The 20,443-nt window shown below is 49.6% G+C and carries 15 protein-coding genes and 2 pseudogenes; 8 read left to right on the plus strand and 9 right to left on the minus strand.

The features are described 5' to 3' along the window. Positions 1 to 184: 184 nt before the first annotated feature. The 3 genes from J1784_RS17230 to aspT (J1784_RS17240) all read right to left on the minus strand — a co-directional run bounded on the left by J1784_RS17230 (position 185) and on the right by aspT (J1784_RS17240) (position 5,358). Positions 185 to 1,849, minus strand: coding sequence for a bifunctional aspartate transaminase/aspartate 4-decarboxylase (locus tag J1784_RS17230; protein WP_120509496.1), 1,665 nt, complete (start codon positions 1,847 to 1,849; stop codon positions 185 to 187). Between the two features lie 84 nt (positions 1,850 to 1,933). Beyond that, the gene (gene aspT / locus J1784_RS17235; protein ID WP_217150246.1) at positions 1,934 to 3,619 is read right to left on the minus strand and encodes an aspartate-alanine antiporter; all 1,686 of its coding nucleotides are present in this window, start codon (positions 3,617 to 3,619) and stop codon (positions 1,934 to 1,936) included. Between the two features lie 38 nt (positions 3,620 to 3,657). Next, entirely contained in the window at positions 3,658 to 5,358 is a 1,701-nt protein-coding gene (gene aspT / locus J1784_RS17240) for an aspartate-alanine antiporter (RefSeq protein ID WP_217150247.1), read from the minus strand. 536 nt (positions 5,359 to 5,894) lie between these two features. Between aspT (J1784_RS17240) and J1784_RS17245 the strand changes: the two genes are divergently transcribed. Further along, a complete protein-coding gene (locus J1784_RS17245; RefSeq protein WP_217150248.1) occupies positions 5,895 to 7,277 on the plus strand; it encodes a glycoside-pentoside-hexuronide (GPH):cation symporter in 1,383 nt (460 codons plus the stop codon). Positions 7,278 to 7,293: 16 nt separating this feature from the next. Then, the gene (gene arfA / locus J1784_RS17250) at positions 7,294 to 8,814 is read left to right on the plus strand and encodes an arabinosylfuranosidase ArfA (protein WP_217150249.1); all 1,521 of its coding nucleotides are present in this window, start codon (positions 7,294 to 7,296) and stop codon (positions 8,812 to 8,814) included. A gap of 52 nt (positions 8,815 to 8,866) precedes the next feature. On the opposite strand, the pseudogene J1784_RS17255 reads toward arfA, so the two are convergent. Next, positions 8,867 to 9,004: pseudogene (locus tag J1784_RS17255) on the minus strand (IS3 family transposase); the annotation flags it as partial. 1 nt (position 9,005) lies between these two features. On the opposite strand from J1784_RS17255, the pseudogene J1784_RS17260 reads away from it, so the two are divergent. Continuing rightward, a pseudogene (locus J1784_RS17260) lies at positions 9,006 to 9,169 on the plus strand (RNA-guided endonuclease TnpB family protein); the annotation flags it as partial. Between the two features lie 107 nt (positions 9,170 to 9,276). On the opposite strand, the gene J1784_RS17265 reads toward J1784_RS17260, so the two are convergent. Beyond that, on the minus strand, positions 9,277 to 10,389 hold the full coding sequence (locus tag J1784_RS17265; protein WP_120509501.1) for a nickel/cobalt efflux protein RcnA: 1,113 nt from the start codon (positions 10,387 to 10,389) through the stop codon (positions 9,277 to 9,279). A 125-nt stretch (positions 10,390 to 10,514) separates the two neighbouring features. On the opposite strand from J1784_RS17265, the gene rcnR reads away from it, so the two are divergent. The 5 genes from rcnR (at position 10,515) to J1784_RS17290 (ending at position 17,228) form a co-directional block, all read left to right on the plus strand. Next, positions 10,515 to 10,787 carry a Ni(II)/Co(II)-binding transcriptional repressor RcnR gene (gene rcnR / locus J1784_RS17270; protein ID WP_120509502.1) on the plus strand — a complete coding sequence of 91 codons (273 nt, stop codon included), beginning with the start codon at positions 10,515 to 10,517 and terminating at the stop codon, positions 10,785 to 10,787. Between the two features lie 1,627 nt (positions 10,788 to 12,414). Next, on the plus strand, positions 12,415 to 13,797 hold the full coding sequence (locus J1784_RS17275; protein ID WP_217150250.1) for a radical SAM protein: 1,383 nt from the start codon (positions 12,415 to 12,417) through the stop codon (positions 13,795 to 13,797). 678 nt (positions 13,798 to 14,475) lie between these two features. Next, a complete protein-coding gene (locus J1784_RS17280; protein ID WP_338019917.1) occupies positions 14,476 to 15,261 on the plus strand; it encodes an ABC transporter ATP-binding protein in 786 nt (261 codons plus the stop codon). 15 nt (positions 15,262 to 15,276) lie between these two features. Continuing rightward, entirely contained in the window at positions 15,277 to 16,233 is a 957-nt protein-coding gene (locus J1784_RS17285) for an ABC transporter substrate-binding protein (protein ID WP_120509506.1), read from the plus strand. Beyond that, positions 16,230 to 17,228, plus strand: coding sequence for a FecCD family ABC transporter permease (locus J1784_RS17290; protein WP_120509507.1), 999 nt, complete (start codon positions 16,230 to 16,232; stop codon positions 17,226 to 17,228). Before J1784_RS17285 ends, J1784_RS17290 begins: the two co-directional genes overlap by 4 nt. Before the next feature lie 200 nt (positions 17,229 to 17,428). On the opposite strand, the gene J1784_RS17295 is transcribed toward J1784_RS17290, so the two are convergent. The 4 genes from J1784_RS17295 to J1784_RS17310 form a co-directional block, all read right to left on the minus strand. Further along, complete coding sequence (locus J1784_RS17295; protein WP_119824065.1) at positions 17,429 to 17,653, minus strand: hypothetical protein; 225 nt, start codon at positions 17,651 to 17,653, stop codon at positions 17,429 to 17,431. Between the two features lie 34 nt (positions 17,654 to 17,687). Continuing rightward, on the minus strand, positions 17,688 to 18,371 hold the full coding sequence (locus tag J1784_RS17300; protein WP_415838495.1) for an LrgB family protein: 684 nt from the start codon (positions 18,369 to 18,371) through the stop codon (positions 17,688 to 17,690). A gap of 5 nt (positions 18,372 to 18,376) precedes the next feature. Continuing rightward, positions 18,377 to 18,754, minus strand: coding sequence for a CidA/LrgA family protein (locus J1784_RS17305; protein WP_217150251.1), 378 nt, complete (start codon positions 18,752 to 18,754; stop codon positions 18,377 to 18,379). Positions 18,755 to 18,902: 148 nt separating this feature from the next. Continuing rightward, a complete protein-coding gene (locus tag J1784_RS17310; protein WP_119824071.1) occupies positions 18,903 to 20,192 on the minus strand; it encodes an MFS transporter in 1,290 nt (429 codons plus the stop codon). Positions 20,193 to 20,443: the final 251 nt, after the last annotated feature.

Consider the following 20,443-nt stretch of genomic DNA (forward strand, 5'->3'; position numbering starts at 1 on the left):
ATTGCACCGGGATACTATCAGGGGAATATTAAACAAAACGTATATATGCACACAATTGGAGAGGATTTATCAGAGAGAATTTAATTCGAAAGGCTTTGCGTAGAAAAATAAAGAATACGTCGCTTTAGGGGGAGAACTGGCAGCAGCGCAACCGAACCGCTGCCAGTGGTGACGCTCAGACTGTTTACGAAGGTTTTTTCTTGGCTTTAGGTTTTGCAGCCGCCACAACCTTCACGGCTTTGACCGCAGGTGCCGGTTCTTTGGCACTGGTCGCCTCGATGAATTTATCGTAATACTCACGAGACAATCTGCGAATCGCTTTACCGATGTTGGCATAGTCATACTCATTGAGGTTGGCCAGCGACACACGCCATGACGGGTGCGGCGTACCAAATCCTTTGCCCGGCAGCAAGATAACGCCGGTTTCCTCGGCAAGCCTGAACAGCGCCTGATTCGGTTTTAGCCTTGCCATCATCCACTTCACAAAGTCGGCACCGTACATCTGGGTCGCCAGTTCTTCCATGTCCAGCAGGTGGTAGTAGCGCACCGAGTTTTGATCCTGCGGCATAGGCAGCCCCAGCTCGCGATACAATGCTTCCTGGCGGCGCAGTACGATACGCTTCATTTCGGCTTTGTAAGCACCCGGCTCATCCATCAGACAAAACAGTGAGAATAACGTCATCTGTGCCTGCACCGGCGTGGAAAGACCTGCGGTATGGTTTAGCGCTACGGTACGGCTGTCGGCAACCAGCCTGTCGATGAACTTGAGTTTGCGTGGTTCCGTGGTAATGGAAGAGTAACGGTGATCCAATTGCTTTTTCTTGGCCGCGGGCAAATTGGCGATAATATTATCAATGATGTTGTCTTCATGCGTTGCCACAACCCCCATACGCCAGCCCGTTGCCCCAAAGTATTTGGAGAACGAATACACCAGAATGGTGTTGTACGGACAGATCGCAAACAGAGAGACAAAGTTGTCGGCAAAGGTGGCGTAAACGTCATCAGTGAGGATGATCAGGTCTGGACGTTTTTTCACGATTTCCGCGATATAACGCAACGTCTCATCATCAATTCTCACCGCCGGCGGGTTGCTCGGGTTCACAAGGAAGAATGCTTTGACTTTCGGATCGAGTAATTTGTCCAGTTCAGCAGTGGTGTACTGCCACTTATTGGATTGCGGTGCATCGATGTGGATGGTCTTCAGGTTGTAATCACTGAGTTCCGGAATTTCGATGTAAGGCGTAAAGATCGGCATACCGAGGGCAATGGTATCGCCTTCGTTGATGACGTGGTTGGCCTTCAGGCTGGCGAACAGGTATGTCATCGCCGCGGTGCCGCCTTCCAACGCGTACATATCGAATTTGCCGACAAACGGATAGTTACCGACCATTTCATTGTGGATGTACTTGCCGACAATGACTTCGGTCATCTTCAGCATACGGTCAGGCACCGGGTAGTTACAGCCCAGAATCGCTTCGCACATCTCGTAAATGAAATCACCGGCATCCAGCCCCATCTGGTCGCGCACGTAGGAGACGGCGGCTTCGATAAAGCGCACGCCGGGATTCGTTTCATGCTGTTTGGCAAATAATTCGAATCTTGCCTCAATGCCTTCGCGTTTAGGGAATCCGCCGACATGATCCATATACATGTACGAGCGTTCGGCTTCGGTCATCGCAAATAAGCCAAACTGGAAAAAACCGTGGCGCGGGGTGGTTGCAAGAAAGTTGGGGTTTCCGCGGCCTGCATTCAACATTAACTGATTGCTCTGCACAGCCTGATGCATCAGCGCATCTTTCAGTTCAAACGGGCTTAACAGCGCCAGCTTCTCGGGGTCGTCAAAATTCATGTCACTACTCCTTGCTGTATCATTAAGAACGTAATTTGCCAGCCCGGTTCGACCGGGACTGACGATTCGCAGAACAGTACCTGGTTATACAAATGCCACGACCAGCGGCCCCAGCAGGGTTAAAAATACGTTGGCCAGTGCGTAGGTGATGGCAAACGGAACGGTGGGAATGGTGTTCTCGGCTTTATCCAGTACCTCACCAAATGCCGGGTTGGCACTGCGTGTACCGCTAAGTGCACCGGCAAAAATTGCGGTGTTGTTGTAGCGCAACACATAGCGACCAAACAGCATGGTCAGCACTAACGGCAGGATGGTGACGACAACGCCAATAATGAGGATCTTAAGCCCCTGGCTTTCAACGGTTTGCACCGCCTGCAGGCCGGAAGAAATACCGACGACGACCACGAATGCGGCCAGACCTAAGTCTTTCAATATTTGAACCGCGCCGGAGGGCATGTAACCGAATGACTGACGACGGGAACGGAACCAGCCAAACAGCAGGCCGGATAACAATGCGCCGCCGCCGCTGCCCAGCGTCAGAGGGATAGAACCGATTTTTGCGGTAAGCATGCCGACCAGCAAGCCGACAATCAGACCCGCGCCCATATAGACGAAGTCTGTTTTGGCACTCGGGACAATCGCATGACCGGCCTGATCCACGATGCGTTTCACATCATTTTCAGCACCAAACACCGTCACCACGTCACCGAGCATCAGCAGGGTTTCAGGTTCCAGTGGCAGCGCTTTGCCCTGACGGGAAATCTGCGACACGTACACGCCGTGACGCACATCTTTCGCCACCGCCTCACGGATGTCGCCAAAGGTGCGTTTGTCGAGCGTCTTATTGGTGATGACCACATCCCGTTTCTGCATGGTCAGTTCCATGCCTTCTTCGTCCTGCAGTTCTTTGCCCAGACGCCCGGCGACCGCGACGATGGCAGAGCGACGTCCCACCACCAGCACGATATCGTCAGGTTGCAGCGGCATATCCGGAGTCGGTTCCATGATTTGCTTGCCGCGTTTCACGCGCTCAATGGTGAGCGGGATATCGGTGGTGTGTTCGAGAACCTGCACGGTATCCGTCGTATTGGCAGGCAGTTTGAAAATACGGCCAACGAGATCCGGGGCAGCCGCTTCCTGACCCGGCCCGTAAACACGAACCCCGGTCTGCAGGGCGTTTTCCGCCTTAAGCGCATCTTCTTTGATGGTGCGGCCCATGAATTTCGGCAGTAAGTTCACACAAACCAAAATCGCGCCGAATGACCCGAAGACATACGTGACAGCGTAACCAATCGCCACGTTGCCTTGCAGCCGTGTGACCTCCTCGGGAGCCAGCCCGAGTTTGGCAATGGCATCACCCGCGGTCCCGATGATGGCGGACTGCGTCAGCGCACCGGCGGCAACGCCCGCGGCCAGACCTTTGTCCAGATCAAACCATTTCGCGAGCACCACCACGGTGAGCAAACCGGTGATCGCCAGCACCGCCGCCAGAATGATCTCTTTGATGGATTGCTTGCCCAAAGACCGGAAGAAATCTGGTCCGCTCTCATAACCCACCGCGTAGATAAACAGGGCAAACATGACCGATTTCACCCCGTTATCAATTTCGACACCCACCTGACTGACTAATACCGCCACCAGCAGCGAACCCGCGACCCCACCCAGCTGAAACTTACCAAACTTGATTTTGCCAATGTAATAGCCCGCCGCGATGGAGAAAAACAACGCAATCTCGGGGGATTTTTGGAACAATTCGTGTAACCAGTTCATGTGCGTACCTCAGTTACCGGGATAATAAAAATGAACGACTAAAGAGGCTGAAGCGAACTGGCCAGCCCGACAATTAATGGCCCCATCAGGGGCAGCACAACGTTGGAAATCGCGTAAGTAATGGTGTAACCCAGCAGCGGTGTGGAATTACCACACGCATTTTGTATGGCGCTCAGGGCGGGCGTGCTGCACTGTTGCCCGGCGATCGCTCCCAGTAACACAGGCGCGCGGAGCTTAAGCCAAAAATGGCCGACGACCAGTGAGACGGACGCCGGAATAATCGCGATAGCGACGCCGAGCAGGGGCAGCGTGATGCCATATTGCATGATGAGAGAGAGCGCCTGCGGGCCGGAAGACAACCCGACACCGGCGATAAATCCGGCAAGGCCAAGGTCTTTGAGCAACGTCAGGGCATCACCATTAACCGAATGCAGGTCAGCGCGGCGTGCGTGATACCAGCCCATTACTAATCCGACGATCAACACACCGCCGCCGGTGCCTGCGGAGAAATCAATGCCGCCAATGTTCAGTTTGAAACTGCCAAGCCAGGTGCCCAGTGCAATCACTAGCCCGACGATCGCCAGATTACTGGCCAGCTTATCGGGCATCATTTTGCCGATTTTGCTCAGCACCGGTGCCGCCAGCGTGGCGCGTCCGGGATTGGCATCATAAATTTGCAGCACGTCGTGAACCTGCAAACGGGTGGCGGGAAGCGCGGGCAACATCGCGTCCCCACGCAGAACGGCTGCCACATGCACGCCGGTCGGCAATTCCAGGTCGCGCAGTTCGCGGTTAGCCATCGTCGGTTCAAGGAGGATCACATGGTAAGTGTCGAGGGCGGCGGTAAGGGAATTGGTATCGGCGACTTCGCTGCCGAGGATCCTGGACATTTCAATGACCGTTCCGCGATATCCCACCAGTAAGACCTGATCGTTCCTACGAAGCCGGAGGGAAGGGGAGAGCGCCAGTGTGCGGCCGTTGCGCTGTACGCGCACAATGCTGCTTCCCTGACCCAGGCGTTGCTGGAGGTCGTCAACACTTTTGCCTGCTCCGGCCTGAAGCCGGTAAACGCGCCCGACCACCGTAGGCAATGCGGAGATGCCTTCTGCATCGACCTGGCCGCCCATTTCCTTCCAAAGTTTTTCGGCGTCTTCGCGCAGATTGGTGCGCATAATCAGCGGGAAAATCTGACTGGTGACAATGACAATGGTGATAAGACCGCAGATGTAGGTGATGGAATAGGCGGTGACGACGTTACCTTGAAGACGAATGATTTCGCTGGCAGGGAGGTCAAGGCGGGAAATCGCATCGGTTGCAGTACCGACTACCGCTGATTCGGTCGCCGCACCGGCCATCATGCCCGCTGCCGTGCCCGGATCCAGATGCATCACGACGGTGGCGGTCAGAACCAGACCGAGCACCACCACGACCTCAATCAGACAAAAAAGGCCTAACTGGATATTTTTGGCATTCAGATTGGCGAAGAATTGCGGTCCACCGCTGTAACCCAGCGCAAAGATGAACAGCATGAAGAAAATGTTTTTGATATCGGCATCGACGGGAATATTCAGCTGACCAATGAATAATGCGGCAATCAGTGTTCCGCACACACCGCCGAGCTGGATCGGCCCCAGACGAATTTGCCCGATGGCATAGCCCAATGTTAATGCCAGAAAAATGGCCAGACCGGGCACTGTTTGTAACGTCTGTGTGATGAAAGTGATCAGAGTGCCAGACATTTAAAATCCCTGGGTGAGGAGTTGATCTACGAAGAAGAAGGTTATGGAACCTTCAGGTCATGAAATTGTAAATAAAATGTTTTTATGATGCCTTTACGAAATATAGCAGAGGTTTGAGTAATAGAAAGAAAGACGCTAAATCAATCCTGGGACTGTTGTTGACGCGTGCGTGAGGTGGACATAAAAACCATAGGGTTAACAGGGGAATTAATGTTGCACTGTCTCCGTTACGGCCAGATTATATCCCCCCGCCTTATTTCCTTGATTTATACAAGGTCATCCGAAAGTCGTGAAAGGGTGAAAATGAACACTCACGCCTGGCAGAAACAGGTAAACCCATTTAATAAATAATCCGGTCCAAAACGGTTCCTGGATAACAGCGATAACGCCATTCTCCTTAGCAAATAAACGCCTAGTTTTAACTGGTTAAATTCATGGACTAATCTGCCAAATATTTAATCCTCTGATGCTCTGCAAATTAATAATAGCCCTTTTAAATAAAGTGGGGTTTTATAACAAAAAATAGTGAGGGCGCCATGAGCGTAAATACCATTGTCAGCGCTAACGCGAGAAGCAGCACGGAGCGATTAAGTTTCTTTGAAAAAGTGGGGTTTGCATCAGGCGATGCCGCCTGTAATATGTTGTTTAACCCCATAACCATGTTTCTTTCCTTTTTTTATACCGACATTTTCGGTCTCGCCCCCGGTATCGTCGCGGCCATCTTTTTGGTGGTAAGAATATTCGATGCGATTTTTGACCCGCTGTATGGCGCATACATGGACAAGAAAATCACCCGCTGGGGACGGTTTCGTCCCTGGATCATTGGGTGCGCGATCCCCTTTGCCTTAAGCTGCATGCTCATGTTCTACACACCCGCCTTCGAGGGCACGAGCAAGGTTGTGTATGCTTTTATTACCTACCTCGTCTTGTCGCTGCTGTATTCCGGTGTGAATATGCCTTACTGCTCACTGGGCGGTGTCATTTCTACAAACTCACAAGAACGGGTGTCATGTCAGCAATTTCGCTTTCTGGGCTCAGGCATTGCAAGTTTATTTTGCACCCTGACGCTGCTCCCACTTGTGGCTTATTTTGGTCACGGGAATAAACAAGTAGGATTTTTTTGGGTGATCACCGTATTTGCGGCGATTTCAGTCGTCCTATTCTTCTTTTGTGCACTCACGACAAAGGAACGCATTATTCCGCATGACTACAGTGAGGCGAAATTATCGACCATGCTACGGGAAGGATTGAAAAACGATCAATGGATCGTTTGCATGGTGGCTATGTTTCTTGATTGTATTCCCTCCTTTGTTCGCGGCGCAGCTTGTATTTACTTCGGTAAATACGTCATGCACCTCGATGACATGCAGACGACCTTTTTTTTAGCACTTTCTGTGGTATCCGGCATGGTGGGGACATTCCTCACACCCTATTTTACTGTGCGGTGGGATAAAGTCGCCGTTTATAAGATCACCAAATTTTTGGCGATGCTAATAACGCTTGGGTTTTACTTTATCCCCGCCAGCAATATCACCGCGGTATTCGTGTATTTCTTTATCCTGTCTGTTGTCCATCAAATTGGTTGCCCCATTCTTTGGACGTGGATTGGCGATGTGGATGATTACGGCGACTGGAAAATGGGCATGCGCTACAGCGGCATTTGCGCATCTGGCAACTTGTTTACCCTGAAAGTCGCTTTGGCCGTGGGCGGGGCTATTGTGGGCGGTGTGCTTTCACTGACGGGATACCAGGCCGATGCAGCCACCCAAACTCCGCAGGCCATTCATGGCATCTATGCATTGATGGTCTGGATACCTGCCGTGGCGTATGTGATCAGCGTGGTGAATGTCCATATGTTTTATAAATTAAACGCCAGTCAGATGGACACTATCGAGCGCGATCTTTTTCTTCAACAATAAATAGGGTAGACATGCCATGACACACCTTAAATTTCTATTTCAGAAAGAGAATTATATCGATGCCGTGGACCCTGCGCTCTATGGATCATTCATAGAGCACATGGGGAGGGCAGTCTATTCGGGGATTTATGAGCCTGGCCATAAATCTTCGGATGAAAAGGGATATCGTGAAGATGTAGCCAAACTGATCAAAGAGCTCAATATCTCGACGGTGCGCTATCCTGGTGGCAATTTCGTTTCTGGCTATCACTGGCGAGATGGTATCGGGCCTCAAGATCAGCGACCTGTGCGGTTAGACTATGCCTGGTTAACGAAGGAAACGAATCAATTTGGTATTCATGAGTTCGCTGAATGGGCGGAGAAAAATAGTATAACGCCCATGATTGCAGTCAATCTGGGAACGGGGACGCCTCAGGAGGCGGGGTACTTCATCGAGTATTGCAATGTCAAAGAAGGGACGACGTTAAGCAATTTGCGCCAACAACATGGCCGCCACGAACCCTATGGTTTCAAGCTTTGGTGTCTTGGCAATGAAATGGATGGTGCCTGGCAGACCTGCCATCTCGATGCTGAAGATTATGTGAAAAAAGCATGTGAAACAGCAAAGATCCTTCGCTGGGTTGACCGCGATATCAAACTGGTCGCCTGCGGGAGTTCAAGCTCTTTGCAACACACTTTCCCGGAGTGGGACCGTATTGTGCTCGAAGGGTTATACGAGCAGGTCGACTACCTTTCCTGTCATCACTATTTTGAAAACCGCACCGGAAACCCTCAAGACTTTTTGGCTTCCTTTGTGCAAATGGATAACTTTATCCATACCATTGTCGCCACCGCCGATTATGTGAAAGCCAAACTGCGCTCCAAGAAAACGATGATGATTTCATTTGATGAGTGGAACATCTGGTCGATTGATGGAGAACCTTGGCAAGACTATTTCACAGATCACAAGCGTCTGTATGAAGTCGCGCCACCCATTCTCGAGCAGCGTTACACGTTTCTTGATGCACTCGTTTTTGGTGGTTTGATGTGCTCGCTGATTAATCATTGCGATCGGGTGAAAATGGCATCACTGGCACAGCTCGTCAACGTCATCGCGCCCATTTTAACGCAACCCGGTGGCGAAGCGATCAAACAAACAATTTTCTGGCCTTTCCAGATGGTGAGCCAGTTTGGTCGAGGGGTTGCGTTACGGTATTTTGCGCGAGTACCGGTAATTGATACCGTCCACGGCACATCGAAAACGGTTCAAAGCGCGGCCGTTTTTAATGAAGAAACACAGCAAATTGCCTTCTTTGCGCTTAATACGGATCCCGAAAAGGCATTTGATGTCACCTTCAACTTAGAGGATTTCGGGGTTACCTCTATAGAACGTCACGTTGCCTTGTACGGAGATGAGCTGGATGCATGCAATACTTTCGAACAACCCGACAATGTGATCCCTAAAATACTCCCCCTTTCGGACGAGGGAAGGATAAACAAACAAGTTTCATTGCCGTCATTGAGTTGGAATATGGTGGTTCTGAATGTGAATCAATAATGTTAAAGAAAACTCAAGTGGAGTACCCCGTTCCGGTAGAGATTTTCTGTCCTCACGGTGAGGCCTTTTCGAAGGCCTCAGGGCTGACGCCACCAAGATGACTGTGACGTCGGGTTCGGTTGTAGAACACTTCAATGTTATCGAAGTTATCCGCCCGGGTCATGTCCCGGGTTTTATATATTCGCTTTCTGGTAGCCAGCGCTCGTGCCGACTTTCAACATAAATTATTTCGCGCAATTTTTGACGAAAACCAAACGGTAATTGTCGAGACACAAAAATGGCAAACATGATCAAAAATCACAGACCGGCATGTTCTATCTGGAACGCTGGCTGGACTGGATTTATGACAAAACTGGGCGAGGGAGTTCAACACCACACGGCAGACCATTCTCAGAGGGAAAGTGGCGCATCCCTGATGTTAAGTTGCTCTCCTTTGTTTCACCTATGGCAACAGTGGATTACTTAGCCAAAGATGCCAAGATACCCATGAATCCCCATATAAATCCCTACGCATCCAATAAGAGCACTTGAAAAATAAGGTATTTTTCTTCCAATGTTCTTAAAACCACCCCAGCGCTTTGCGACCTGGCGGACACTCAACGCAGCACCAACACCGACAGTGACCAGCGTCAGTGCAAGCCCAATGCTGAAGCAAACAACCAGTGTTGCTCCTAAAGTTAAAGCTTTAAGCTGGATGCAGATTAATAATACGGTAATTGCAGCAGGACAAGGAATAAGCCCTCCAGTCAGGCCGAATAACAGGATCTGTCCGTTCGTGACTTTATTTTTGGTAAAGCGCCGATTGATGTCCTTTGCATGTGCCAGCTCATGAGCATCCTGAAATTCATTAGAATCTATATTCAGGCCTGCCAGAGAAGAGTGATCATGTTCGTGTTCATGGTAGACAACATCATAATCATGGACATTGCCCCGATGGCCTAACGAAAGACGAACTCGAAAGTTATGAGGTTCTGGGATCGGCAATCTGGATTCTAAATATTCACCTTTATCAATAAATTCAAAAAGCTGTAAAAACGTAGTTGCCTCTCGGATTGTGACTAACGAAACCTCGCGGGCTGCCCATTTTGTGCCACTGAGCGTACGTAACCGCCAATGTGGGGACTCATCTTCTTCAAAGATGGATAACTCAACTTTACCGTGACCGGTATCTATCAGACGTGACTCGTCATGATGAAGGTGTTTTTCACTTTCCTGCATCCCTTCCAGCCAGTTTTTTTCACCTTTCCAGGTCCGCCAGAACATCCAGATAGCAGTGCTGAGGATGATGACTGCGGAAACCAACTGTAACCAGGGTTCGGCAGATTCGGCGGTGAACTTATTGCTCAAATACATTCCGCCGAATGCAATCAACCACACGATCGCGGTATGTGAAAGGGTTGCTGCCAGTCCAAGCATGACAGCCTGCCGGATAGTGCCCCTGATAGCGATAATAAAGGCCGCCATCATGGTTTTAGAGTGCCCGGGCTCCAACCCATGAAGAGCACCGAGTAAAATTGCACTGGGAATGAAGAACCAGGTGTGTCCTTGCTGCATAAGGATTGTAAATTCATTCATGATAATAATTCTTAGTAAGAAGTGGCGATTGGAATTATACTCCCCCCCAGTAGTATATACTACCCCCCAGTAAAATGATGATGCTACACTTCAGAGAGAGTTTTTTTGTTCAATGAGGTTTCAGGATGTCGCATACGATCCGTGATAAACAAAAAATCATAGCCCGCACAAACAAGATTCAGGGGCAGGTGGTGGGGTTGAAAAAAATGCTGGATGAACCTCATGAGTGTGCCGCCGTATTACAACAGATCGCAGCAATACGTGGGGCAGTGAATGGATTAATGCGGGAGGTAATTAAGGGGCATCTGACAGAACATATTGTTCATGAAGTTGAGGAAAAGAAACGAGAAGAAGATCTTGAGGTCGTGCTGAAAGTGTTGGATTCCTATATTAAGTAATCGCACCAATCGCCCGTTTTTGAAACAGTGCTTTTTATTTGCTTTCTTCTCTGACACGTTAAAATACCAAATGAAACCATGCGTTACCACCACGTGTGGTGCACATCCTGCACAAAAAGCAGGCTTATTTTAAGATGTTATTCGTTTTCCAAGCGGCAACCATTATCGATTAAAGATATCGTTCAGCAGAGGGAGACAAGTTACCCCCGAAATGATTTACCCGTTGTGTCTAGGCGGAGGCGGCAGGGGTGATAGCCCAGACCCTCAGTTTAGATCTTGCGAAATTACGCGATGGCGTTCTGATTAGTGTGGAAGCGGCGGGCAGGTATCGGTATTTTCGTCTTGCCGGCCCTCACATAGCCCAGTTGCTTGAAAATTTGGCCTCCGTCGGCCCTGTCGCTTCTTAATGGCAGACAACCCCCAGTCCGGCTGCCAAAGAACCTCGCTTTGCGCGGTGCTGTTATGCTCATCTTGCGGGTCAGACTGGTATTGCTATTACTCAGGCCATGGTTGACCGCAATCTGCTCGAAAAAGCCGGGGACTTGCATTATTACGTCACTGACGCCGGGGTAACTTGGTTTGAAATGCAGGGGATAGCACTGGCATGTGCGAAGGAAGGCAACGTTCTGTGCAAACGTGTCTCGGCTGGACAGAACGACAGCCTCATGTTTCAGGCACAGTGGGCGCGAAGTTGATGCAAATGTTTCTAAACCGCCAATGGTTAAGCCGACAGCCCGCGACTCGGGCGTTGAGAGTCACTTCTCAGGGACGTAAAGCCTTTGAACAACATTTTGGTCTTAAAGCCTCTGCCTTACTCAAAGGGGCGCTGGCGAGTCAGAAGAAGTGAAACTCAGGGGGAGGGTGAAAGTGGCGGTAACGCCCCGTTACCGCCACTTTACCGTAACAGGCGGTATGCAAGCCCCTGCTACACAGAAATCATATCAGAGAATATAAAAGCGTGGGTGACTTTAAAACACTACCAGACTCGCAATTTCCAAGCTTGAAAATAGTGCGAAAAATAATAATAGCTATTTGGGACAGGTGAATGAAATGAGTCAGAATACCTAAAGGCGATGAGTCATGTCATCGATGCAGTTTGTCTTGAAATAGTAATGAACTCCGCCCTTTTATGAACAATACTACTTTGTATTGAAGACTATTTTTCAGATGGTCATTCTCCGACTATGGAAGGATTGAGAGGTTTCGGCGTCATGAGTGTGGCGAAAGAAAGATAGCCGAAATTTAAATGTTGATTGGAGCGCACTATAAAAGTGGCTTGCTGTTTCACACCAAGATATTGAGATGAGTTTTTTCAGGGTAAATCTAAGTTTCGCCATCATGAATATAAAATGGATATACGATGAGCTCTGTTTGTGAGTTTATCTTAACAGGATGATTGCGATTGCTCTCCTCAGTGCTAATAGGATAAGCGTCCACATTAAAACAGGCTTGGAGCGTCAAATAACTATCTGATTTGCAGTTGATATATTTTTAATTCACATGACTTATTTATAAAGCGCTGTGAGTGTAATAAGAGCCTTGCGCATTTATTAAAGGCAAATTCCCATGATTTAATTATTAGGGTTTTACGCATATTAATTGAGTGTTATCACTTATAGGAATGATAATGATATTAGGCACCTTAACTAAAAAAGCATTGCCAGTGGCCTTGTCAACAATACTTCATCATCTGGATGAGTCAGGGCTGGAAAAAATATTTCGTCTCGGAGCAAGGATTTCAAAGGACAGTAAAGAGGATTTACTTTCATTAGCTAAAATGTGCCATGACCACGATCCCATGGTTAAAGGCTGGATCCAGGCAATCAAAAAATTAAATCCCGCTTCACGCAATAAGCTCATTTCAAATCTTATTTTTAATCACATTGTCGAAGGCACGGCCTTGCGTGATGCGGCAGGCGAGGAGTTTGAAACACACATTCCCTTTTTAATATTAATCTCCCCTACCTATGAGTGCAATCTGGAGTGTAAAGGATGTTACTCCGCATTATATGGCAACAGATATCATTACACGGAAGAGGAGATATTCAATATCGTTCAGCAGCTCTATGACCTTGGCGTTCGCTTTTTTACCTTCACGGGTGGCGAACCCTTTGTTTATAAACCCTTAATGAAGGTGTTTGAAAAATTCAGTGACTGTTATTTCATGGTCTTCACGAACGGTACGCTGTTAACGGAATCTCGCGTCGATAAACTGGCCAAACTTGGGAATGTGGCGGTCACCATATCGATTGAAGGGGATGAGCTCATGACAGACTGGAGGCGGGGAGAAGGGACATATCAAAAAATCATCACGGCGTATGATCGGCTCAACCGAAGAGGCGTTTTATGCGGGGCGTCTATCATGGCGACCTCCAAGAATCATGATCAAATTATCAGCCATGATTTTTGGGACTTTATGATCAACGACCTGGGGATTAGCTATTCCTGGGTATTTCAATATATGCCAATGGGGCGAGATGCCGCGTTTGACCTTGTCCCGACAGCCCAGCAACGGTATGAACGTTTTCATTTTCTAGAAGCGCTCCGTCAATCCGGACGTTTAGCCTTTTTGGCCGATTTCTGGAACCACGGATTCTTAGTCAATGGGTGCATGTCAGGGGGAGCCAACTACCTCCACATTAATGCCAAGGGAGGCGTTGAACCCTGCGTATTTCAGCCCTATTCAGTGGATAATGTCCGCGAAAAATCCATCGTGGATATCCTTAAGAGCCCCTTCTTCGAGGGCTATAAAAAACAGATCCCCTTCAATGATAACCTCATGCAACCCTGTCCGATTATTGATAATCCGCAAAAGTTCAGAGAGCACATCCAACAGCATCATGCCACTCCCCAGCATGAAGGTTCGGACAGCTACTTCAAGTTCTCACATGAATTGGATGCACTTTCAAAAGAATGGGAGAAATATGCCATTAAAATATGGAAGGACGAAGGCTACGGCGAGGCCTACCATGCTGAACACGGAACCTATACCGTGACCAAGCCGGAATGAGAAAAAGATTTTTCCGCAGAGTAGTCAGTAGCTGCATGTGTTTATGAACGATATAATAAGATTATATTATTGATTCTGTAATCCGGTAATCCTATGAGCCAGTAATCCTTAGCTGTTGTGACGTCACTGAGGAACCTCTTACAAGCCCCTGCGTTTACCGGATACAGCCTATCTGGGGCTGCCAACGTATGTTGGCGATACAGCTCACTCACCGAAAGACATGGCGTGATACCTACGCGGTATTGATGCATAAGTCGGTGATCCCGCAGACCGTCAGGCGCCGTTCTCTGTGCAGTACATGCAAAAAACAGGTCAGAACGGCCATCAAACCTCCCGCCACTGAACCGCCATCTGCCTAACTGTGCACAAGCATCTTCTTCGCTGAGCGCAACCCCCATGTTGTCGAGGACTGCTTTGGATTTTATCAAATAGTAATGATAATCATTTGCATTAACTTGTGGCAAATGATAACTGTATTAAGAGAAGCGTGAACACAGCGTCAGGTTTTTTGGCGTCTGCATTTCTCGCGATGCGGCGAAAAAGGGGGGGGGACTACCGACGAAGTTGCCGTTCTCCCAGGCAGACGGTGCAGTTGAGGTACGGTCAGTGCTGCAGGTGGCGGTAAAGGACCCTGGCAGAGAGGGCCGGTATTACGGGGAAAGGAGAGCAGTGAAGGCTATGAAGACTGATGAATTTGTGCTGGAGGTGGAAGGCCTCAGCCTTCTCTCGCCTGAGCATAACCTGATACTGGATAATATAACTTTCAGCCTGAGGGCGGGAGAGAAAATGGCGGTGATTGGGCCAAACGGAAGCGGAAAAACCAGCCTTCTCCAGGCACTCATTCGCGAAAAGCGTCCTGACAGCGGCACCATTTTACTCAGGGGCCAGCCTCTGAATACGCGGTCTGCTCTCGACTGTGCCAGAGAAATCGCGTTTCTTTCACAAAGTGACATCCCCGATTTTCGTCTGTCCGTTGAAGAATATGTCTCACTCGGCCGTTTGCCTTATTTCGGCCAATACGCGTCTTCGGACGGCGCCCATATTGTGGCGCAGGTGATAAAGGACATGGGCCTCACCGCGTACAAACACCGCCTGATGGGAGAGGTATCCGGTGGACAGCGGCAACGTGCTGCCCTCGGCAGAGCGCTGGCACAATCGCCCTCAATCTTACTTTTGGACGAACCTACCAACCATCTTGACCCAACGGGCCGGACAGCGCTGCTTTCGCTGGTCAAAAGCAAAAATATCGCAGTGATTGCGGTATTGCATGATTTAACCGCCGCGGAAGCATTCGCCGACCGGATCCTGGTGCTCAACGAAGGAAAGCAAGTGAGTGATGATATTCCCGAGTCCTCCTTGCGAAACCAAGTCATCTTCCCGGTATTCGGCATGCAGAGTTTCCGTGTCGCGCATCCCCACGAAGGGAAAATGTTGCGCGTTTTTGAAGTGCCGAGCGGTTCTTAAGGATAGAGGTCAACAATGAAACGAATAGGGTTACTCATTATCTTTCTTTCAGCAGGCTTTTCGGTCAGCGCGACGTCATACCCCATAATCATTGATAACTGCGGAAAACCGGTCACTTTCACCCACGCCCCTCAGCGCGCGGTGATCAATGATATCAATATGGCCGAAATGGCCTTTGCACTGCACTTGCAGGATAAAATTGTCGGGCTAACCGGTATCACCGGCTGGTACAAGCTGACGCCGGCATTCCGCAAAGCCATGGGTACCCTTCCGGAACTGGCGCCAAAATACCCTTCGCTGGAAACATTAGTCGCCGCCGAACCCGATTTCTTTTTTGCCGGCTGGAATTACGGCATGAAAATCGGCGGGGACGTGACGCCAGAAAAATTAGCCCCTTTTGGCATTAAAACCCTCGTACTCAGTGAAAGCTGCATACAGGCCGGCGTACGTCCCCAGAAAGTCAGTATGGACCTGCTTTATCAGGATGAACTGACGCTGGGTACCCTGTTTGATAAACAAGAAGAAGCCCGCGCGCTGGTCAATAACTGGAAGCAACAACTGGCGGCGCTACCTGCGAAACCTGCGGGCAGCCCTGCGTTGAAAGTGTTCGTGTATGACTCTGGGGAAGATAAACCTTTCACCAGTGGCAAATACGCGATGCCGACGGCCATCATCGAAGCGGCGGGTGGCCGAAACGTGATGGATATGCTTCCCTCCGGATGGACAAGCACGTCCTGGGAGACCGTCGCGACGACAGATCCTGATTTGATTATCCTCCTGGACTATCAGAACGGTGCAGGTGCACCCTCGCTGCGAGAGTTTCTGGAGCATCACCCGCTCATGAAGCAAACGACGGCTGTGAGACAACATCGTTATCTTAAATTACAGTACGCTGAGCTGACACCCGGTCCTGCCAATATCCCTGCTGTACAAAAGCTCGCTCACGCGCTTTACGCCCCGGAGCATCCATGAGCAGCGTGGCAAAGCGGCTTGCGCTGATTGTTCCGCTTTTCTCGTTAATCCTGATGGGGCTGCTGTTTTTGAGCCTTGGGCTCGGAAGTGTCGCGCTGTCATGGCATGAGGTTTACGCAATACTGCGTGGCAGTCATCTGCCAGGCATGCTCGATACGATAGTCATGGATTTGCGCTTGCCCCGGGCTTTACTGGCCATATTGACCGGCGCCGGTTTGGCCATCACCGGTGCATTACTTCAAACGACGGCACGCAATGAACTCGCCGATCCGTTTCTTTTCGGTCTCTCGTCAGGTGCCTCCGCCGGAGCGGTTCTCGTCATCACCCGCTTCGGCGACGTGCTGGGGGACATGACGCTGCCGATATCAGCCTTCTCGGGGGGCATACTTTCCGCTCTGGCGGTCATGATAATGTATCGAGTGAGCCGGATACGGCGCGCCGAACAGCTCATTGTGTGCGGCCTTGCCGTTTCATTCCTCTTCAGCGCACTGACGAGCTATCTGATTTTCTCTGGCGATCAGCGTGCCGCAAGTTCCGCTTTATTTTGGTCCCTTGGCGGTCTGGGTCTGGCGAGATGGGATAACCTCTTTATCCCGTGTTTAAGTCTGCTCATGCTCGGGGTCTTTACGGCATGTCGCTGGCGTTCGCTCGATAGCCTGCTCGCGGGCGAACAAACCGCGCGTTCTATGGGCGTGAACGTCTCGCGTTTAAGAACGGAGACATTCATTTGCTGCGCGATCTCAACGGCGTTTCTCGTCTCCCTGACGGGGGTGATTGGATTTGTTGGCCTTATGGTGCCTCATCTGGCGCGACGCGTTGTCGGCGTGAGGCACAGTATTGTCATCCCGATATGCGGTTTATTTGGGGCAATCTTGTTAACCGGGGGAGATATCCTGAGTCGCAGTCTCATACAAAATCAGGAACTCCCGGTCGGCATCATTACTGCTGGTGTCGGGGGCGCTTTTATTATTTCTATGCTCATACGAGGGAAATAATGTTTAAAAGGACATGCTCATACGGTGTGAGGCGATAAAAGTAATGCAAATGTGACAGGGAGTATGTTTAACCCCCTGTGAAAAAGTCCCCCATCGCAAAGCATGCCCATTTATTTAACAGCAAGCTGAGGGGAAATGATTAAATAAATACTTTTACTATTGTTATCTTAAAAGTAACCCTATTCTTTATGAAGGGTGACTTAATATCTATGTCTATCTAAAGGTTTCTGGGGGAGGGGTGACTGCGGTTTGTCTTTTTCAGGGAAATAGGATAAGCGCCTTAGTGAGTTCCAGGCGATATTGCGTTGCCAATCTTCAAATCTCTGGGTGGTGGCAATGGTCTGCCATGCGCGGATCGCCCTGCGAAATAACCCTTTCTTTTCGAGCCAGTATGCATTGTTTTTTAATGTTTCGAAGTCAACCATATCCATAGCCTCATCGGTTTAGTGTGAATTCCTATCAGAACAGTAATCGTAAAAAGAGGGGGGCGAACACTACCAGGCAGACGCCGGAAAACATCATCACCAGACTTGCTACCACCCCTTCTTCTTTTCCCATTTCATAAGATCTCGCGGTGCCCGCCCCATGCGATGCCCCGCCCAGACCTGCACCCCTTGCGGCAGCATGCCGAATAGATAGCAGCAGAAAAATCGCGTCACCCACGGCCACGCCCACGACACCCGTCAATACCACAAAAAAGGCAGCCAGATTAGGCTCGCCGCCGAACGACTTCACCGCAGCAAGTGCAAAGGGTGTCGTCACTGAACGTACCGCCAAACTGCGTTGCACCAGGTCCGGCAGATAAAATAAACGCGCCAACCATACCGAGCTGGTGACAGCCAGGACCAAGGCCGTCACAACGCCTGCGGCAATGGATTTCCAATGCAGGCGGATCATCGCCATATTTTCATAAACAGGGACCGCAAAAGCGATGGTCGCCGGCCCCAACAACCACACCAGCCAGTAAGACTCAGCAGAATAGTCAGCCCAGGAAATTTTTATGGTCAATACGAAGATTACCAGTATTGCGGGCGTAAAAACCAAAGGCATAAAGAGTAACGTATGCCATTTTTGATAGAGCTTTTTATTCAAAATATAAATCACAAATGTGACAACCAGGCAGAGTAGCTGCACTTTCTGAATATGTCCTAGCATTTTTCTCTTTTCCGTAATTCATATTTAAAGACTTTATCTACAATATAAGCCGTAGCCGATAATACAATCGTGGTGCTAAGGACGATAACCACTAGAATGCGGATGCCCTCATTCTCAAGAATGTCGAAATAATTGATAATGGCGACGACGGCAGGAATAAAGAACAGCAGCATTTCTGAAAGCAATAAAGATGAACCACGCCTTACATAGCGTACAGGGATCACCTTCGTAAACATCGCGAAAAATAAAATCGCCATGCCGACGATATTTGCCGGTAAGGGTATCGATAATTTGTCCACGATAAATACGGAGAGTAAAAACAAAATAATATAAAAGACAACCTGAATACTGGTTTTACATGTATTAATCATAAGAATGATGACGTGCTCTGGAAAGAAGTTGCAGAAAGCTTATCACTTTTCCTATCATTCTATAAATGAATAAAAAGAATCCAAAACATTCCACTTTGGAATGTTTTGGATGGTCGAGTCCGATATGCCCCTGCACGTACCTAGGGATTTAAACGGTGATTTTACGTCGTACAAACAGACCGTAACTTAGGGCACCCATGAAGAGCAGAGCCGCGCCGAGTAAAAACACATTCGTAAATTTTCCCGTCATATCGAGGATGATACCGGTCATAATCGGTGCGAGTGCGGCACCGAGGAAACCACCGAAATTTTGGATCGCACCGAGGGAGGCCACCTGGTCTTTTGGCGCAATGTCGCTGGCTAATGTCCAGAGAACACCTTGTGGCATCTGGGAGAAGAAGTATCCCAAGGCAAGAAGGCCAATCGCGACAGGCGTGCTGGAAACAAACGGAATAGGCGCAACAAAACAGGCTGCCAGCAAGGCTCCCAGCACAATGGGGATTTTTCGTGAGGTGATAGCCGCAAATCCGCGCTTTACTAACGTGTCGGAAATGAGTCCGCCCACCAGGACGCCAAGAATACCGGCGAGGAAAGGAATAGAGGCGATCCACCCGGTCGCTTTGAGGCTAAATCCCAGTGAGGTTTCCAGGTAGCTCGGCAGCCAGGTCAGATAGACCCAAATCGTGAACATAATGGAGAAGTTCCCAATTACCATGGCCCAGGTCGCCGGGTAGCGGAACAAAGCTCCCCAACTGGATTTCGAATTTTCACCTCTTTGTGGGAGCGACGCATGGCCTGCATGCAACAGTGCGTATTCACGCGCATCAGGATCCCGATAAAACTTCCACCACGCGAATAACAGCGGCACGCCCATTACACCAATGGCGACAAACATCCCCCTCCAGCCTAAGGTGATCAGAAGAATCGTCAAAATGGGGGGCGCTATGGCATTGGCAATCTGCGAACCCGTGTTAATGATGGCACTGGGCAAACCCCGTTCATTTTCCCCAAACCAGCTGTGGATAATCTTTATGCCTGATGTGAAAAACGGCGATTCGGAAATGCCGAGCATCATGCGCAGCCCATAGAAAAAGCTGTAACTGTTTACAAAGGCCGCCAGCACGCTGAAACCCGACCACAAACAGAGCGCGGCTGAGAACATGCGTTTAGGACCAAATTTATCCACCAGCCAGCCGGCCGGTAAATTTGCCAGCGCGTAAGGCCATAAAAAAGCCGATAAAAGCAGGCCCATTTCTGTTTTAGAGAATCCAAATTCTGCGGCAATGGTGGTGTTGGCGATGCTCAGGTTGGCGCGATCCAGATAATTTACAATGGCCGCCAGCAATAAAACCAGGATGATGACCCAGCGTAATCGACTGATGTGCGGGCTCGGGATAGCGCCCGCTGTGGCTTTCACAACGACTGGAGAGGTACTCATAAAGAAGCTCCTTGCTCAAACTGACGGTAATAGGGTTTGATGGCCGCTTTGCGTCACCGCGATATGATCGCGTTCTTGAAATCAGCGCGATGCCTGTTCGGCGTAAACACGATGTTCAAAGAGTGAGTGGGAGACATTTCACCCCCACAGAAACCGCTCACTCAGGGAATGCAGGGCACACGTTTCCCTCGCCGGAGTGAAGCGATCTAAATAATCATCGTTATTGCGTATATCGTTAGCGAGTGGACATA

The sequence above is a fragment of the Rahnella ecdela genome (assembly GCF_019049625.1).
Lineage (GTDB): Bacteria > Pseudomonadota > Gammaproteobacteria > Enterobacterales > Enterobacteriaceae > Rahnella > Rahnella ecdela.

Excerpts from the sequence above, each read along its gene's own strand:
- J1784_RS17230 (WP_120509496.1), bottom strand. The coding sequence starts at position 1,849 with ATGAATTTTGACGACCCCGAGAAGCTGGCGCTGTTAAGCCCGTTTGAA.
- aspT (WP_217150246.1), bottom strand. The coding sequence starts at position 3,619 with ATGAACTGGTTACACGAATTGTTCCAAAAATCCCCCGAGATTGCGTTG.
- aspT (WP_217150247.1), bottom strand. The coding sequence starts at position 5,358 with ATGTCTGGCACTCTGATCACTTTCATCACACAGACGTTACAAACAGTG.
- J1784_RS17245 (WP_217150248.1), top strand. The coding sequence starts at position 5,895 with ATGAGCGTAAATACCATTGTCAGCGCTAACGCGAGAAGCAGCACGGAG.
- arfA (WP_217150249.1), top strand. The coding sequence starts at position 7,294 with ATGACACACCTTAAATTTCTATTTCAGAAAGAGAATTATATCGATGCC.
- J1784_RS17265 (WP_120509501.1), bottom strand. The coding sequence starts at position 10,389 with ATGAATGAATTTACAATCCTTATGCAGCAAGGACACACCTGGTTCTTC.
- rcnR (WP_120509502.1), top strand. The coding sequence starts at position 10,515 with ATGTCGCATACGATCCGTGATAAACAAAAAATCATAGCCCGCACAAAC.
- J1784_RS17275 (WP_217150250.1), top strand. The coding sequence starts at position 12,415 with ATGATATTAGGCACCTTAACTAAAAAAGCATTGCCAGTGGCCTTGTCA.
- J1784_RS17280 (WP_338019917.1), top strand. The coding sequence starts at position 14,476 with ATGAAGACTGATGAATTTGTGCTGGAGGTGGAAGGCCTCAGCCTTCTC.
- J1784_RS17285 (WP_120509506.1), top strand. The coding sequence starts at position 15,277 with ATGAAACGAATAGGGTTACTCATTATCTTTCTTTCAGCAGGCTTTTCG.
- J1784_RS17290 (WP_120509507.1), top strand. The coding sequence starts at position 16,230 with ATGAGCAGCGTGGCAAAGCGGCTTGCGCTGATTGTTCCGCTTTTCTCG.
- J1784_RS17295 (WP_119824065.1), bottom strand. The coding sequence starts at position 17,653 with ATGGTTGACTTCGAAACATTAAAAAACAATGCATACTGGCTCGAAAAG.
- J1784_RS17305 (WP_217150251.1), bottom strand. The coding sequence starts at position 18,754 with ATGATTAATACATGTAAAACCAGTATTCAGGTTGTCTTTTATATTATT.
- J1784_RS17310 (WP_119824071.1), bottom strand. The coding sequence starts at position 20,192 with ATGAGTACCTCTCCAGTCGTTGTGAAAGCCACAGCGGGCGCTATCCCG.